The 14,987-nt window shown below is 69.8% G+C and carries 14 protein-coding genes; 3 read left to right on the plus strand and 11 right to left on the minus strand.

From position 1 onward, the window contains the following. Positions 1-63 precede the first annotated feature (63 nt). Positions 64-1,857, plus strand: a complete 1,794-nt coding sequence (gene msbA, locus B2J86_RS01485; protein WP_173024549.1) for a lipid A export permease/ATP-binding protein MsbA — start codon at positions 64-66, stop codon at positions 1,855-1,857. 43 nt (positions 1,858-1,900) lie between these two features. On the opposite strand, the gene B2J86_RS01490 is transcribed toward msbA, so the two are convergent. From B2J86_RS01490 to mltG, 6 genes are all read right to left on the minus strand, one after another. After that, complete coding sequence (locus B2J86_RS01490) at positions 1,901-2,572, minus strand: ankyrin repeat domain-containing protein (RefSeq protein WP_173024550.1); 672 nt, start codon at positions 2,570-2,572, stop codon at positions 1,901-1,903. Further along, complete coding sequence (locus B2J86_RS01495; protein ID WP_173024551.1) at positions 2,569-3,375, minus strand: TatD family hydrolase; 807 nt, start codon at positions 3,373-3,375, stop codon at positions 2,569-2,571. Before B2J86_RS01495 ends, B2J86_RS01490 begins: the two co-directional genes overlap by 4 nt. An 82-nt stretch (positions 3,376-3,457) precedes the next feature. Further along, positions 3,458-3,817, minus strand: a complete 360-nt coding sequence (locus B2J86_RS01500; protein ID WP_173024552.1) for a PilZ domain-containing protein — start codon at positions 3,815-3,817, stop codon at positions 3,458-3,460. Positions 3,818-3,835: 18 nt separating this feature from the next. Next, positions 3,836-4,831 (minus strand): DNA polymerase III subunit delta', encoded by a 996-nt coding sequence (locus B2J86_RS01505; protein ID WP_173024553.1) that lies wholly within the window; start codon positions 4,829-4,831, stop codon positions 3,836-3,838. Next, positions 4,828-5,505: a dTMP kinase gene (gene tmk / locus B2J86_RS01510; RefSeq protein WP_169167847.1), complete on the minus strand. Its 678-nt coding sequence runs from the start codon at positions 5,503-5,505 to the stop codon at positions 4,828-4,830. The genes B2J86_RS01505 and tmk overlap by 4 nt, the downstream gene beginning before the upstream one ends. Positions 5,506-5,519: 14 nt before the next feature. Continuing rightward, complete coding sequence (gene mltG, locus B2J86_RS01515; protein ID WP_169167846.1) at positions 5,520-6,539, minus strand: endolytic transglycosylase MltG; 1,020 nt, start codon at positions 6,537-6,539, stop codon at positions 5,520-5,522. 9 nt (positions 6,540-6,548) lie between these two features. Between mltG and B2J86_RS01520 the strand changes: the two genes are divergently transcribed. After that, positions 6,549-7,466 (plus strand): folate-binding protein YgfZ, encoded by a 918-nt coding sequence (locus tag B2J86_RS01520; protein WP_173024554.1) that lies wholly within the window; start codon positions 6,549-6,551, stop codon positions 7,464-7,466. A gap of 131 nt (positions 7,467-7,597) precedes the next feature. On the opposite strand, the gene B2J86_RS01525 is transcribed toward B2J86_RS01520, so the two are convergent. From B2J86_RS01525 to B2J86_RS01535, 3 genes are read right to left on the minus strand one after another with little or no spacing between them, the layout of a single operon-like run. Continuing rightward, the gene (locus tag B2J86_RS01525) at positions 7,598-8,455 is read right to left on the minus strand and encodes a YbgC/FadM family acyl-CoA thioesterase (protein ID WP_173024555.1); all 858 of its coding nucleotides are present in this window, start codon (positions 8,453-8,455) and stop codon (positions 7,598-7,600) included. Positions 8,456-8,458: 3 nt separating this feature from the next. After that, entirely contained in the window at positions 8,459-9,391 is a 933-nt protein-coding gene (locus B2J86_RS01530) for an alpha/beta hydrolase (RefSeq protein ID WP_173024599.1), read from the minus strand. Positions 9,392-9,449: 58 nt separating this feature from the next. Further along, a complete protein-coding gene (locus B2J86_RS01535) occupies positions 9,450-10,319 on the minus strand; it encodes a 2-keto-4-pentenoate hydratase (protein ID WP_173024556.1) in 870 nt (289 codons plus the stop codon). A gap of 62 nt (positions 10,320-10,381) precedes the next feature. Here B2J86_RS01535 and B2J86_RS01540 point away from each other — a divergent pair, with 62 nt between their 5' ends. Next, complete coding sequence (locus B2J86_RS01540) at positions 10,382-11,518, plus strand: iron-containing alcohol dehydrogenase (protein WP_169634448.1); 1,137 nt, start codon at positions 10,382-10,384, stop codon at positions 11,516-11,518. Positions 11,519-11,563: 45 nt separating this feature from the next. Here the strand turns inward: B2J86_RS01540 and B2J86_RS01545 are convergent, their stop codons facing one another. Further along, on the minus strand, positions 11,564-12,394 hold the full coding sequence (locus tag B2J86_RS01545; protein WP_173024557.1) for an HDOD domain-containing protein: 831 nt from the start codon (positions 12,392-12,394) through the stop codon (positions 11,564-11,566). A 90-nt stretch (positions 12,395-12,484) separates the two neighbouring features. After that, complete coding sequence (locus B2J86_RS01550; protein ID WP_173024558.1) at positions 12,485-14,854, minus strand: Tex family protein; 2,370 nt, start codon at positions 14,852-14,854, stop codon at positions 12,485-12,487. Positions 14,855-14,987 lie beyond the last annotated feature (133 nt).

Consider the following 14,987-nt stretch of genomic DNA (forward strand, 5'->3'; position numbering starts at 1 on the left):
CTGACAAAGGCCCTCCCTGTGACAATCTGTTGGCGCAGACGGCCAAACGTAGAATCGCCGCACATGCAAGACCCCGACGCCAGCATCCCCGCCACCCCTGCGCCTGCGCAGCCCCCCCCCCCTGAGCGACTGCTTCAACGGCTCAAACGGCTGTCGATTTACTTTGGCAACCAACGCCGCGCCTGGGTTTTAGCCGTGGTGGCCACCTTGGTCGGCGCCGCCACCGAGCCGCTGATGCCGGCCCTGCTCAAGCCGCTGCTGGACCGTGGATTCACGCAGGGCTCGCTCGAGCTGTGGATGGTTCCGGTGGCGATCATGGGAATTTTCATGGTGCGCGGCCTCGCACAGTTCACCGGCCAGTACGCACTGACGCGCATCGCCAACGAGGGCATGCTGAAGCTGCGCCAAGCCCTGTTCGAGCGCCTGCTGGCGGCCGACATGGCGCTGTTTGCGCGCCAGTCCGCCAGCACCTTGTCGAACACGGTGGTGTACGAGGTGCAGACCGGCGCGACGCTGTTGGTGCAGGCCTTGATGGGGCTGTCGCGCGACGGCTTCACACTGGTCGCGCTGCTCGGTTATCTGCTGTACCTGAACTGGCAGCTCACGCTCATCGTGGCCGTCGTCGTGCCCGGCGTGGCCTGGATCATGAAGACCCTTTCGCGGCGCCTGTACACGCTCACCAAGAGCAGCCAGCAGGCCACGGACGAACTGGCCTATGTGGTGGAAGAAAACGTGCTGGCGCACCGCATGGTGCGGCTGCACGGCGCCCAGCCCGGCCAGGCCACACGCTTTGACGCGCTCAGCCGCAGCCTGCGCAAGCTCGCCATCAAGTCCACCATCGCCTCGTCGGCCATGACGCCCCTGACCCAGCTGATGGCTGCGGCCGCGCTGTCGACGGTGATCTGTGTGGCGCTGTGGCAAAACCGGGCGGCAGGCACCTCCTCCGAGGTGACGGTCGGCAGCTTCGTGGCCTTCATCACCGCGATGTTGATGCTGATCGCGCCGATTCGCCGCCTGGCCGACGTGGCCAGCCCCATCACGCGCGGCGTGGCGGCGCTGGAGCGCGGGCTGGCGCTGCTCGGCAGTGCGCCGGCGGAGACGGGTGGCAGCCATGCGCCGGCCCAGGTGCAAGGCGCCATCACGCTGCAGGACGTCAGCGTTCGCTTCAAGGACGATCAGGCCCCTGCGCTGGAGCACGTGAACCTGGTGGTACAACCCGGCGAAATCGTCGCCCTGGTCGGCCCCTCGGGGGCGGGCAAGACCACGCTGGTGAATCTGCTGCCGCGCTTTGTGGCGCCCACCTCGGGCCAGGTGCTGCTCGACGGCCATGCGCTGCCCGAATGGAAGCTGGAGACCTTGCGTGCGCAGTTCGCACTGGTCAGCCAGGATGTGGTGATGTTCAACGACAGCATTGCCGCCAACATTGCCCTGGGGGCCACGCCGGACGCGCAGCGCGTGCAGGAATGCCTGGAAGCGGCGAACCTGGCCGAGCATGTCGCGGCGCTGCCCCAGGGCATGGACACCGTGGTCGGCCACAACGCCACGCAGCTGTCGGGCGGGCAGCGCCAGCGCCTGGCGATCGCCCGCGCGCTCTACAAGAATGCGCCCATCCTGATCCTCGACGAGGCCACCTCCGCGCTGGACACCGAATCCGAGCGGCTGGTGCAGGACGCCCTGCAGCGCCTGATGCGTGGACGCACCACGCTCGTGATTGCGCACCGGCTGTCCACCATCGAACATGCCGACCGCGTGGTGGTGATGGAGCGCGGGCACATTGCCGAGCAAGGCACGCACGCCGAACTCATGGCCAGCGGCGGCCTCTACGCCCGGCTGCAGGCCCGCCCGCCCGCACTCTGAGACAGGCGCGAGGGCCAGGGGCCGCCACCGCCGTCCTGCGGCCTTACCACTTTCCGCTTTGGGGTTGGCGTCTGCGCACGGCGGCGGCAATGGCATCGGCCACATTGCTGCGCTGGGCGCGCAGGGCAAAGTCGGAGGCTCCCAGGCCCAGCTGGTTCTTCAGCGACGGATCGGCGCCTTCGTCGAGCAGCAGCTGCACGCCTTCGTGCGTGCCGTATTGCGCGGCCATCATCAGCGGCGTGGTGCCGTTGGGCGACTCCGCGTCGATGTAGGCATGGTGGTCCAGCAGCAGCGCCATGATGGCCACATGCTGCGCGCCCGTGCCGGCGGCGGCGTAATGCAAGGGGGTCCAGCCGGTCTTGTTGACGTCGGCGTCGCGCGCGATCAAGGCCTTGGCCGCGTCGATGTCGCCCCGGATCGCGGCCAGCATCAGCGCGCTTTCGCCCTGGGCGTTGCGCGCCTCCACATCAAGCGTCGGCGCTGCCATCAGCGCGGCGAAGGCGCGCAGCGACTGCAGCTGCAGGGCCAGCGTCAGCCCCGGCTGGCCCGTGGCATCGCGCGTGTTGGGGTCAAAGCCCCGGCGCAGCAGCGCTAGGATGGCATTGCCATCGTCGCGCCGGATGGCCGTGAAAAAGTCTTCGAACGAACCCGCCGGCACCGCCTTCGCCAGGCCCGCCGCGGCCATGCCCAGGACGGCGCGCCGGCGCAGCGTCATGCCAGCACGCCCGCAAACAGGGCCTCGAAGTTGCGGCTGGTGGCGCTGGCCACGTCCTCCACCGCGATGCCGCGCGTCTGTGCGATCTGCTGCGCCACGAACGGCACATACGCAGGGTTGTTGGTCTTGCCGCGGTAGGGCACGGGCGCGAGGTAGGGGCTGTCGGTTTCGATCAGCATGCGGTCCAGCGGCACAAACGCCACCACGTCGCGCAGGTCTTGCGCATTCTTGAAGGTGATGATGCCGGAGAACGAGATGTAGTAACCCAGGTCGAGCGCGGCACGCGCCACCTGCGCCGACTCGGTGAAGCAATGGAACACGCCACCGGCACGGTTGCCCGCGCCGTCCTCGCCCTCCTCGCGCAGGATCGCCAGCGTGTCATCCGACGCGCTGCGCGTATGGATGACCAGGGGCTTGGCACAGGCGCGCGCGGCGCGGATGTGCGTGCGAAAGCGCTCGCGCTGCCACTCCAGGTCGGCGATGCTGCGGCCGCCCTTGCGGTCTTCCATGCCGTAGTAGTCGAGGCCCGTCTCGCCAATCGCCACGACGCGCGGCAGCGCGGCACGCTCTACCAGATCCTGCACCGTGGGCTCGGTCACGCCCTCGTTGTCGGGGTGCACGCCGACCGAACACCAGAAGTTGTCGTGCGCCGTCGCCAGCGCATGCACGTCGGCAAACTCTTCTAGGGTAGTGCAGATGCACAGGGCGCGCTCCACCTGCGCCTGCGCCATGGCCTGGCGGATGGCGGGCAGCTGGCTGGCCAGTTCGGGAAAGCTGAGATGGCAGTGGGAGTCGGTGAACATGGCTTGGGTCAAAACAAAATGCCGACCGGCGTGAGAACGTGTTCACGTTCTGAGCGGATCGGCACGGGGTGAAAGGCGCGCGTCAGATCGTCTGCGTCGGTTTGTCGGAGCCCAGCGCCGTGCCCAGGATCTCTTCGATCTTCAGCTTCAGTTGGCGCGACTTCTCATCTTTCGGAAACTGGATGCCGACGCCCTGCGTGCGGTTGCCACCGGCGCGCGCCGGCGTGACCCAGGCCACGCGGCCCGCGACCGGGTAGCGCTGCGTGTCTTCGGGCAGCGTCAGCAGCACATAGACATCGTCGCCCAACCGGTAGTCGCGCGGGGTGGGCACGAAAATGCCCCCTTCGGCAAAAAAGGGAATGTAGGCGGCATACAGGGCGGCCTTTTCCTTGATGGCCAGCTGCATGACGCTGGGACGGGGCGCGGTGGAAGGACTGCTCATGGGGTGGGAAACGCGGGGTTAGCGCGAGTGTAGGGTGTTTCGCGCCTGGGCCACAAGCGCCTCCAGCATCAGGCCGGCGTTGAACGGATGGTCGGCGGTGCGCGCCGCCGTGGTCAGTGCGCGCGACCAGCGCGTGAGCGGGCCGATGGCGGGCGCCGGCGGCAGATCGGCGGTCGCGAAGTAACGCGGTGCGGCGCCCACGCGCAGCGCCAGCAGATCGTGGCAGAGCTTTTGCAGTGCGTCGATGGCCTGCGCCGGGCCCTCGTCGGCCAGCGCGGTCACGTCGCCGCGCAGCATCGCCTTGGGCAACTGCGCCCAGGCCTGAGGACTGCGGCCCGAGCGCGCGAACGCCAGGGCGTCTTCGGGGCGGCCACCCGTGGCGCGCAAAAAGGCTTCTGCCGCCTCGCCGGCCACGCCCTGCGCAGCCAGCCAGTCGAGCATCTGCGCCTGTGCCGGCCACACCATGGTGTGGCCCAGGCAGCGGCTGCGGATGGTGGGCAGCAGCTGGTGCGCGGCCTCGCTGGCGAGCACGAAGCGCACGTCGCCGGGCGGCTCCTCCAGCGTCTTGAGCAGCGCGTTGGACGTCACGGTGTTCATCTGCTCGGCCGGATAGACCAGCACCGTCTTGCCGCGCCCGCGCGCGCTGGTGCGCTGCGCAAACTCGACGGCGTCGCGCATGGCCTCGACGCGGATCTCGCGGCTGGGCTTGCGCTTCTTGTCGTCAAGCTCGGCCTGGGCTTTCTCGGGCAGCGGCCAGCCACGCGCCAGCATGTCGACCTCGGGCATCAGCACGCACAGGTCGGCGTGGGTGTGCACGTCGATCGCATGGCAACTGGTGCAGTGGCCGCAGGCGCCTTGTGCCGTCGGCGCCTCGCACAGCCAGGCACGCACCAGCTCCAGCGCCAGCTGGAACTGCCCAAGCCCCGACGGGCCCTGCAGCAGCCAGGCGTGGCCGCGCTGGGCCAGCAGCGTGCTGCGCTGCGCGGCGATCCATGACGCAAGCACAGCGCTCACCTTGGGCCTCCCTGCGCTGCCACCATGATCGCCAGCCAGCCCTTGCGCACCAGGATGCTGGTCAACTGCTGCCAGACCTCGTGGCGTTCCTGCGCGGAGTCGATGCGCGCGAAGCGCTGGGGCGCGGCGGCCGCGCGGTCGGCATAGCCCTGTGCGACGCGGCGGAAGAACTCTACGGGCTCGGACTCGAAGCGGTCGGGCGCGCGCGCGGCGGCCAGGCGCTGCGCGGCCACTTCGACGGGCAGGTCAAACCAGACTGTCAGATCGGGTTCACGCATCAAATCGGGCTCTGGAGCAAGCCCGGTCTGCGCCAGGCGCTCCAGATGCGATAGCACCGCCAGATCGAAGCCGCGCCCCGCGCCCTGGTAGGCGAACGTAGCGTCGGTGAAGCGGTCGCAGAGCACGACCTCTCCGCGCGCCAGGGCAGGCTCGATGACGCAGCGCAGGTGGTCGCGCCGTGCGGCAAACACCAGCAGCGACTCGGTGAGCGCATCCATGGCGTCGTGCAGCAGCAGCGCGCGCAGCTTCTCGGCCAGCGGCGTGCCGCCGGGCTCGCGCGTGAGCGCCACCGTGCGGCCCTGGGCCCGGAAGGCCGCGGCCAGGCCCTCGATGTGCGAGGACTTGCCCGCGCCGTCGATGCCTTCGAAACTGATGAACAGCCCTGTGGGTGCCATGTGTTGGGTTCTCTCTACTGCCTGCGCTGGTAGCGGTTGACGGCGCGGTTGTGCTCGTCGAGCGAGCCGCTGAAGTGGCTGCTGCCGTCGCCCCTGGCGACGAAATACAGGGCCTTGGTGCGCTCGGGCTGCACGGCGGCCAGCAGCGCGGCCTTGCCAGGCATGGCGATAGGCGTGGGCGGCAGGCCGGCACGCGTGTAGGTGTTCCACGGGGTATCGGTCTGCAGGTCCTTCTTGCGCAGATTGCCGTCGAATTTTTCGCCGAGGCCGTAGATCACCGTCGGGTCGGTCTGCAGCAGCATGCCCACGCGCAGGCGGTTCGTGAAGACGCCGGCCACCATGCCGCGGTCGCTGGCGCGGCCGGTTTCTTTCTCGACGATGCTGGCCAGGACCAGCGCCTCGTCGGCCGACTTGAGCGGCGTGTCGCTGGCGCGCTGGCTCCATGCCGCCTCCAGGCGCCGGTCCATGGCGCGCAGGGCGCGGCGCAGCACGGCCAGGTCGCTCGACCCCTTGGCGTAGGTGTAGGTGTCAGGGAAAAAGCGCCCTTCCGCCGGGACGCCGGGGCGCTCCAGGCGCGCCATGATGTCCGCGTCGGTCAGCCCAGCGGTGTCGGGCTTGAGCGACTCCTCGCGCGCCAGCGCGGCGCGCACCTGGCGGAAGTTCCAGCCCTCGACCAGGGTCAGCGCGCGCAGAGACTCTTCTCCGCGCACCAGCTTCTGCAGCAGGCTGTAGGGCGACGTGCCCGCAGGAATCTCGTAGTTGCCGGCCTTGATCAGGCGGTCCTGCCCCGACAGGCGAAACCACGCATACAGCAGCCGCGCATCGACCTGCACGCCCGCGGCCTGCACGTTGCGGGCCACGCCGCGCGGTGTGGTGCCGGGCTCGATCTCCAGCTCCAGCGCCTGGCCGCCCATGGGCAGGGGGGCGTGCAGCCACCACACGGCCGCGCCGCCGAGCGCCACCGCCAAAAACAAAAACCATGCCAGAAGACGACGCACAACCCTGCAACCTGTAAGAAAGGGAGGGGGCATCATAATTCAGCCATGACTGTGATCCTCGATGGCATAACCCCCTTGAACCACCTTGGCGTGATCCGCGCGGAAGGCGAAGACGCGGCCAAGTTCCTGCACGGCCAGCTCACGCAGGACTTTGCGCTGCTCGGCCTGCACGAGGCGCGCCTGGCCGCCTTCTTGTCGGCCAAGGGTCGCATGCAGGCCAGCTTCATCGGTTTCAAGCGCAGCCCGACCGAGGTGCTGCTGGTCTGCAGCCGCGACCTGTTGGCACCCACGCTCAAGCGCATGTCGATGTTCGTGATGCGCGCCAAGGCCAGACTGAGCGACGCGACGGAAGATTTCGCGCTCTATGGCCTGGCCGGCAACGCTCTGCTTTCCATAGCTGGCAGCGCACAGCCCGCCTGGGCCAAGGCCGATTTTGGCTCTGCAACCCTGGTGCACCTGCCCGCTGCGGACGGCCAGCCCCGCGCGCTGTGGGTGGCACCCGCCGGCGAGTCCCCTCCTGCCAGCGCGGTGCTCGACCCCGCGCTCTGGGCCTGGGGCGAGGTGCGCAGCGGCGTCGCCACACTGACCGCGCCGCTGGTCGAGGCGTTCGTGCCGCAGATGCTCAACTACGAATCGGTGGGCGGTGTGAGCTTCAAGAAAGGCTGCTACCCGGGCCAGGAAGTCGTGGCGCGCAGCCAGTTCCGCGGCGCCATCAAGCGCCGCGCCTACTTGGTGCATGCGCCGGCGGCGCTCGCCGCGGGCGCCGAAGTGTTTGCGGCAGACGAGCTGGAGCAGCCCTGCGGCACCTTGGTGCAGGCCGCCCCCGCCCCGGGCGGCGGCTGGGACGCCATCGCCTCGCTGCAGATCGCGGCGGCCGAGCATGGCGGCCTGCAGGTCGGCGCCACCGATGGCGTGGCGCTCACGCTGGGCACCCTGCCCTACCCGCTGCTCGAAGACCTTTGATGCGCCGCGCCGGCGGCGCAGAAAATTTCAATGAAATAGGCTTCCAGCGCTTACCCAGCAAGCGCTGACAGCTATTGCTTTAAGAGCAATCGTGCCTTGCACGCGATGGCACGGCGCGGCGCATCCTCGCCCTACAGCGTCCGCGCCATGGTGATATGGGCGATGCCCGCCTCTTCATAGGGATCGCCCTGCGCCGCAAAGCCGGCGCGGCGGTAAAAGCCCTCGGCGCTGCGCTGCGCGTGCAGCACGATCTGGCGGTCACCGCGCGCGCGCGCGGCTTCGACCAGCGCATCGAGCACGGCGCGCCCCACGGCGGCGCCGCGCAGCAGCGGCAGCACCGCCATGCGGCCGATGCGCGCCGCGCCATCCGCCTGGCGCACCAAGCGCCCGGTGGCCACGGGCAGGCCCAGGCGGTTGAAGGCCACGGCGTGCAGCGCGCTGGCGTCGTCGGCATCCCATTCGAGTTCGGCAGGGATGCCCTGCTCCTGCACGAACACCGCGGTGCGCAGCGGCCCGGCGTGGGCTTGCAGCTCGTCCCAGCTGCCGGTGCGGATGTCGAGCATGGGCTCCCCGGCTTCGAAGCCCTGCAGCACGCTGCGCAGCAGCTCGGGCACGGGGCGCGGGGTTTGCGTGGTCGGGTCGGCAAACACGTACACCAGCTCGCCGCCGACCAGCAGCGTGTCGCCCCGGAAAACGCCGCCCTCGAACAACAGCGACGAGTTGCCGATGCGGCTGCAGCGCAGGCCCACGTCGATGCGCTCGTCGGCGCGGGCCGAGGCGTGGTATTCGAGCGTGGCCTTGCGCACGTACAGGTCGCCATGCAGCGCCTGCAGGCTGGCCTCGTACGGCAGCGCCAGCGCACGCCAGTAGTCGGCCATGGCGGTGTCGAAGTACATCAGGTAATGGGCATTGAAGACGATCTTCTGCATGTCCACCTCGGCCCAGCGCACGCGCATGGGGTGGAAGAAACGGAACGCTTGGCGGGCCATGGCTCAGTCCTCGGAACGGAACGCCTGGCGCAGCGCGCGCGCGGCGTCGGCATGGGCGGTGCGCGCCTCGGCAATGGCGCGGCCCATCTTGATGAATTCGTGCGTGACGCCGCGGTAGATCTCCAGATCGACCGGCACGCCCGCGGCACGCAGCTTGTCGGCGTAGTCGACGCCCTCGTCCACCAGCGGGTCGCACTCGGCCAGGCCCAGCCAGGCCGGCGCCACGCCGTCGACGTCGCTCGCCAGCAGCGGGGCGAAGCGCCAGTCCTCGCGCTCCTGGCGGTTTTTCACATAGTGGCCGAAGAACCAGCTGATGGCTGGTGCCTCCAGCACCAGGCCCTTGGCATAGGTGGTGTGCGAGGGCGTGTCCTGGTGCGCCGCGCAGCCGGGATAGAACAGCAGCTGCAGCGCCAGCGGCAGGCCGGCGTCGCGCGCGAGGATGGCGCACACCGCCGCCAGCGTGCCGCCCGCGCTGTCGCCGCCCACGGCCAGGCGCGCGCCATCGGCGCCCAGGGCCGGGGCGTGGGTGGCCAGCCACTGCAGGGCGTCCCAGGCGTCGTTGGACGCGGTCGGAAACTTGTGCTCGGGCGCGAGCCGGTAGCCCAGCGACACCACCATGGAGTCCGCCAGGCGCGCGAGTTCGCGGCACAGCACGTCGTGCGTGGCGATGCTGCCAATGGTGAAGCCGCCGCCGTGCAGGTACAGCAGCAGCGGCAGGCCCGGGCCGCCGGTTGGCACCTGCGGCGCATAGAGCCGCGCCGGCAAGGCCTGGCCGTCGCGTGCGGGAATGCGCAAGTCTTCGACGCGCGCCAGAGGCGCCTTGGGCACTTCGAGCACGCCCGCGCCGGCCTCGTAGGCGGCGCGCGCCTGCGTGGGCGAGAGCGTGTGCAGCGGCGGGTGGCCCGCGCGCGCCATGCGTTCGAGCACGCTGCGCATCTGCGGGGTCAGGCGGGTGTGGTGCAGGTGCAGATGGGAGGCCGTCACTGCGCCGCTTTCACTCAAAACGCACCGCCACGGGCGCCGCGCCGGCGAGGCCCTCGTAGCGCACCGTGATCGACTGGCCCGCCTTGGGCGGCATGAGCGGCGAGAACGAGCCCAGGCTGATCAGGTCGCCGGGCTGCATCGCCAGGCCTTCCTGCGCCAGCGCAGCAGCCAGCCAGACCACGGCGTTGAGCGGGTGCTCGAGGATGTCGCTGCCCTGGCCCTGCGCCAGCTGCGCGCCGCTGCCCTCGCTCACCACCACGCGCATGTCGCGCAGCGCGTCGAGCAGCGCATGGCGCTCGGCGCGGTAGGCGGGCACGGGCAGCGGGCTGCCCGCCACGCCCAGGCGCGCGCCAACGTTGATGGCGGCCACGCCCGGGCCGTTGAGCTTCGACGGCGCTTGCACCATCAAGTCGGGCAGCTCAATGAACGGGATGACCTGGTCGATGGCGGCGAGCACGTCCATGGGCGTGCGGGCCTGGTTGATGGCCGCGCTCTTCACGCGCACCAGCATGTCGGCCTCGAACAGCGGGCGCGCGCCGAAGGCGGCCGGCACGCTCGCGCCGCTTGGCAGCACCATGCCCTCGTAGAGCTTGCCCCAGACCGGCTTGTCGGTGTTGAAGCGCTTTTGCACCGCGGGGTTGGTCAGGCCGGCCTTGTAGCCCACCACCTTGCCCAAGCGCGGCGCCAGCAGCGCATTGAACTTGGCGCGCGTGCAGGCGCCGTCGGCGGCGGACAGGTTCTCGGGGTTGGCGGCAGGCGTCCTGGCCAGGTAGTGCGCGGCCATCTCGGCGGCCTGGGCATCGGTCAGGCACTGCGCCTGCGCCGCTGTCGCGCACGCGACGGAAAACGCCAGCAGGGCCAGGGTTTGCTTTGGGGTCATGTCAGCCTCCGGGTTGTACAGTGTTTGCACGCATCGTAGCCGCAACTTTTGCCTCCACCGCCATGGCTTTCATCTACTACATCACCCAGATCCAGTTCGAAGCCGGCGCCATCCGCCTGCTCAAGCAGGAGTGCGAGCGCGTCGGCATCGCGCGCCCGCTCATCGTCACCGACCCCGGCGTGAAAGCCGCGGGCCTGCTGCAAAAGGCGCTCGACGCCCTGCCCGGCCTGCCGGTGGCGGTGTTCGACCAGACGCCCTCCAACCCGACCGAGGCCGCCGTGCGCGCCGCCGTGGCGGTGTACCGTGCCGAGGGCTGCGACGGGCTCATCGCCGTGGGCGGCGGCAGCGCCATCGACTGCGCCAAGGGCATTGCCATCGCCGCCACGCACGGCGGTCCGCTCACGCACTACGCCACGATCGAAGGCGGCTCGCCGCGCATCACGGCGGCAGTGGCGCCCGTGATTGCCGTGCCCACCACCAGCGGCACCGGCAGCGAGGTGGCGCGCGGCGCCATCCTCATCGTCGACGACCACCGCAAGCTCGGCTTCCATTCGTGGCACCTGGTGCCCCGGGCCGCCATCTGCGACCCCGAGCTCACGCTCGGCCTGCCCCCGCTCCTGACGGCCGCGACCGGCATGGACGCGATCGCGCACTGTATGGAAACCTTCATGTCGGCCGCTTTCAACCCGCCGGCCGACGGCATTGCGCTCGACGGCCTCGCACGCGGCTGGGCGCACATCGAGCGCGCCACGCGCCAGGGCCAGGATGCCGAAGCGCGCCTGAACATGATGAGCGCCAGCATGCAGGGCGCAATGGCGTTCCAGAAGGGCCTGGGCTGCGTGCATTCGCTGAGCCACAGTCTCGGCGGCGTGGACCCGCGGCTGCACCATGGCACGCTCAATGCGCTGTTTCTGCCGGCGGTGGTACGCTTCAACGCCACGTCTGAATCCGTGCAAAAGGAAAGGCGCCTGGAGCGCATGGCGCACGCCATGGGCCTGGCATCGGCGGGCGACATCCCCGAGGCGATCCGTGCCATGAATGCCCGCCTGGGCCTGCCGCGTGGCCTCTCGGCGGTCGGCGTCGGCGAAGCGCAGTTCGAGGCCGTGATCGACGGCGCCCTGGCCGACCACTGCCACCTGACCAATCCGCGCCTGGCGACGCGGCAGGACTACCGCGAGATGCTGCGGGCCTCGCTGTAAACCCGTCGCCCAAAGCCGCGCCACAGGACGCTTGCCCTGCGCGGCTCAGGCGAACTCGCCGGCGTCGGCCTCGGAGCGCGGGGTCCAGTCGATGGGGTCCTGCTGCAGCACCATGTCGATGTCCAGCCCCAGCACCACACCCACCTCGTCGGGAAAGGTCACCGCCATCTCCTTGTCGTCCAGACCGGCCTCGCGTGCCCGTGCGCGCCAGACCGCCAGGTGGATCACCCCGGCCAGGGGCTCATAGGCCTTGTTCTCGAACGGGGCGTGCTGGTAGGCCAGCGCATCGACCACCACCTGCGGCAGCTGCCAGCGCAGGGCCAGCGCCGCGCTCACGCGGCCATAGCAGTAGCCGAAGAGGTGTTGCTCCAGCTTGCTGCGGCGCAGGTCCAGCGGCGCGACCAGCGTATTGAGCGACTGCACGCGCTCCGGCGCGGCCAGGTGGATGACCAGCTCGCCCAGGCCGTGCAGCAGGCCCGCGGTATAGGCCGCCACCTGGTCCTGGTGCAGGCTGCCCGCGAGCGAGCGCGCGAGCTTGGCGGTGTGGAGGCTGTAGCGCCAGAACTGGGGCAGGTTCACGCCCGGCACGCTGCGCGAGGCCGTGCCCAGTGGCGCCGAGTTCACCAGCGTGCGCAGCTGGGCCGTGCTCAGCAGCGCCAGCGCTTCGGGAATGCCGGCGATGTGGCGCTGCGCCGCGAAAGCGCCGGAATTGGCCAGCTCCAGCACCCGCGCCGCCAGCGCCGGGTCGGTGCCCAGCAGCTGGTTGACGCGGCGCAGGTCGGGCTCGTCGTGGGCCAGCTGGTTCATCAGCAAAGCCACCGCCCGCGGCAGACTGGGCAGGACGGCGGGCTGGGCCAGCAGGGCGTTCAACTCCATGGGGTTCGGGCGCGCGGTGGTGGAAACCGGGCCATTATCCATGGGCCCGGCGCCCTGCCGTGCCCAGCGCCTGTTCCGGTTCTTACCGCCTTAGCGCTTGCCCTGCAACTTGGCAAAGGCCGCGGCCATGCTGGACTGCTGCGGCGCTTCGCTCGCGCGGCGCGGCTGCTGCTGGCGCCCTGCGCCCTCGAAGCGGTTGGGCGCGCCGCCGCCCGGGCGGGCGCTGGCCTGGCCCAGCTTCATGGTCAGGCTGATGCGCTTGCGCAGCACGTCGACTTCGAGCACCTGCACCTTGACGATGTCGCCGGTCTTGACGACTTCGCGCGCATCGCTGACGAACTTGTGCGCCAGCTGGCTCACGTGGACCAGCCCATCCTGGTGCACGCCCAGGTCGATGAAGGCGCCGAACTGCGCCACGTTGCTCACCGTGCCTTCGAGCTGCATGCCTTCCTTGAGGTCGCTGATGTCCTCGACACCGTCGTTGAAGCGCGCCACCTTGAAGTCGGGCCGCGGGTCGCGGCCGGGCTTTTCGAGCTCGGCCAGGATGTCCTTGACGGTGATGACGCCGAATTTTTCGCTGGCCAGCAGCTCGGGCTTCAGGGTCTTGAGCATGTCGGCGCGGCCCATCAGCTCGGCCACGGGCTTGCCCGTCGCCTGCATGATCTGCTCGACCACGGGGTAGGTTTCGGGGTGCACACCGGTCATGTCGAGTGGGTTGTCGCCGCCGCGGATGCGCAGGAAGCCCGCGCTTTGTTCGAAGGTCTTGGCGCCCAGGCCCGCCACTTCCATCAGCTGCTTGCGGCTCTGGAACGCGCCGTGCGCTTCGCGCCAGCGCACCACCGCCTTTGCCACGCTGCCCGAGAGGCCCGAGACGCGCGAGAGCAGCGGCGCGCTGGCCGTGTTCAGGTCCACGCCGACCGCGTTCACGCAGTCCTCGACCACGGCGCCGAGCGTGCGCGCCAGCTCGGCCTGGTTCACGTCGTGCTGGTACTGGCCCACGCCGATGCTCTTGGGGTCGATTTTGACCAGCTCGGCCAGCGGGTCCTGCAGGCGCCGCGCGATGCTGGCGGCGCCGCGCAGGCTCACATCGACGTCGGGCATTTCTTGCGACGCGTATTCGCTGGCCGAGTAAACCGAGGCGCCGGCTTCGCTAACGACTATCTTTTCAATAGCTGCTCGCGCTTGTCCCGACTGCGTTTGAAACACTTTTGACATCAACTTGATGAGCTCGCCCGCGAGCTTGTCGGTCTCGCGGCTGGCCGTGCCGTTGCCGATCGCAACCAGCTGCACGCCATGCTTGTCGCACAGCTTGGCCAGCGTGTGCAGCGCGCCGTCCCAGTCCTTGCGCGGCTCGTGCGGGAACACGGTGGCGGTGTCGACCAGCTTGCCCGTGGCATCGACCACGGCCACCTTGACGCCGGTGCGGATGCCCGGGTCCAGCCCCATCACCACGCGCGGGCCGGCCGGTGCGGCCAGCAGCAAGTCGCGCAGGTTGTCGGCAAACACCTTGATGGCGACCTTCTCGGCGTCTTCACGCAGGCGCGAGAACAGGTCGCGCTCGGTCGAGAGGCTGAGCTTGACGCGCCAGGTCCAGGCCACGCACTTGCGGATCAGGTCGTCGGCGGGGCGGCGGGCGTGGCTCCAGCCCAGGTGCAGCGCGATCCTGCCTTCGGCGATGCTGGGCTTGCCGGGCTCGGGCTCCACTGGCAGCACCAGCTTGGCGTCGAGCAATTCCAGCGCCCGGCCGCGGAACACGGCCAGCGCGCGGTGCGAGGGCACGCGGCCGATCGGCTCGTCATAGGCGAAGTAGTCGCGGAACTTGGCCACGTCGGGGTGGTTTTCGTCCTTGCCATCGACCTTCTTGGCGGCCAGCAGGCCCTCGGCCCAGAGCCATTCGCGCAGGCCCTGCACCAGCGCCGCGTCTTCGGCCCAGCGCTCGGACAGGATGTCGCGCACGCCGTCGAGCACGGCCGGCACGGTCGAGAAGTCGGCGCCGGGCTTGCCGTCGTCGAGCACTTCGGGCGGCCGGGTGAACGCGGCGGCCTCGGTGGCGGGGTCGAGCGAGGGGTCGGCAAACAGTTTGTCGGCCAGCGGCTCGATGCCGGCCTCGCGCGCCATCTGGCCCTTGGTGCGGCGCTTTTGCTTGAACGGCAGGTAGAGGTCTTCGAGCTCCTGCTTGGTCGGCGCGGCGGCAATGGCCGCGCGCAGCGCGTCGGTCAGCTTGCCCTGCTCGTCGATGGCCTTGAGCACCGCCGCCCGCCGGTCGGCGAGCTCGCGCAGGTACGACAGGCGGGCTTCGAGCTCGCGCAGCTGGATGTCGTCGAGGCCGCCCGTCGCTTCCTTGCGGTAGCGCGCAATGAAGGGCACGGTGGCCCCGCCGTCGAGCAGGTCGATGGCGGCCTGCACCTGCGCCGCCGTGACACGGATTTCTGCGGCAATCTGCCCAATGATTTTTTGCATTGCTGTCGTGCCCCACGGCACCCGGTCAGGAAAAGCGGGCGAGTTTGCCACAGGCGCGGGGGCACACCGTGCGAGCGCCGCACTGCGGCCCTGCGCAAATTGCTACTTTTTCAATAGCAAATACCGCAACCCT

This window comes from Acidovorax sp. SRB_14 (assembly GCF_012932145.1).
GTDB lineage: Bacteria > Pseudomonadota > Gammaproteobacteria > Burkholderiales > Burkholderiaceae_C > Simplicispira.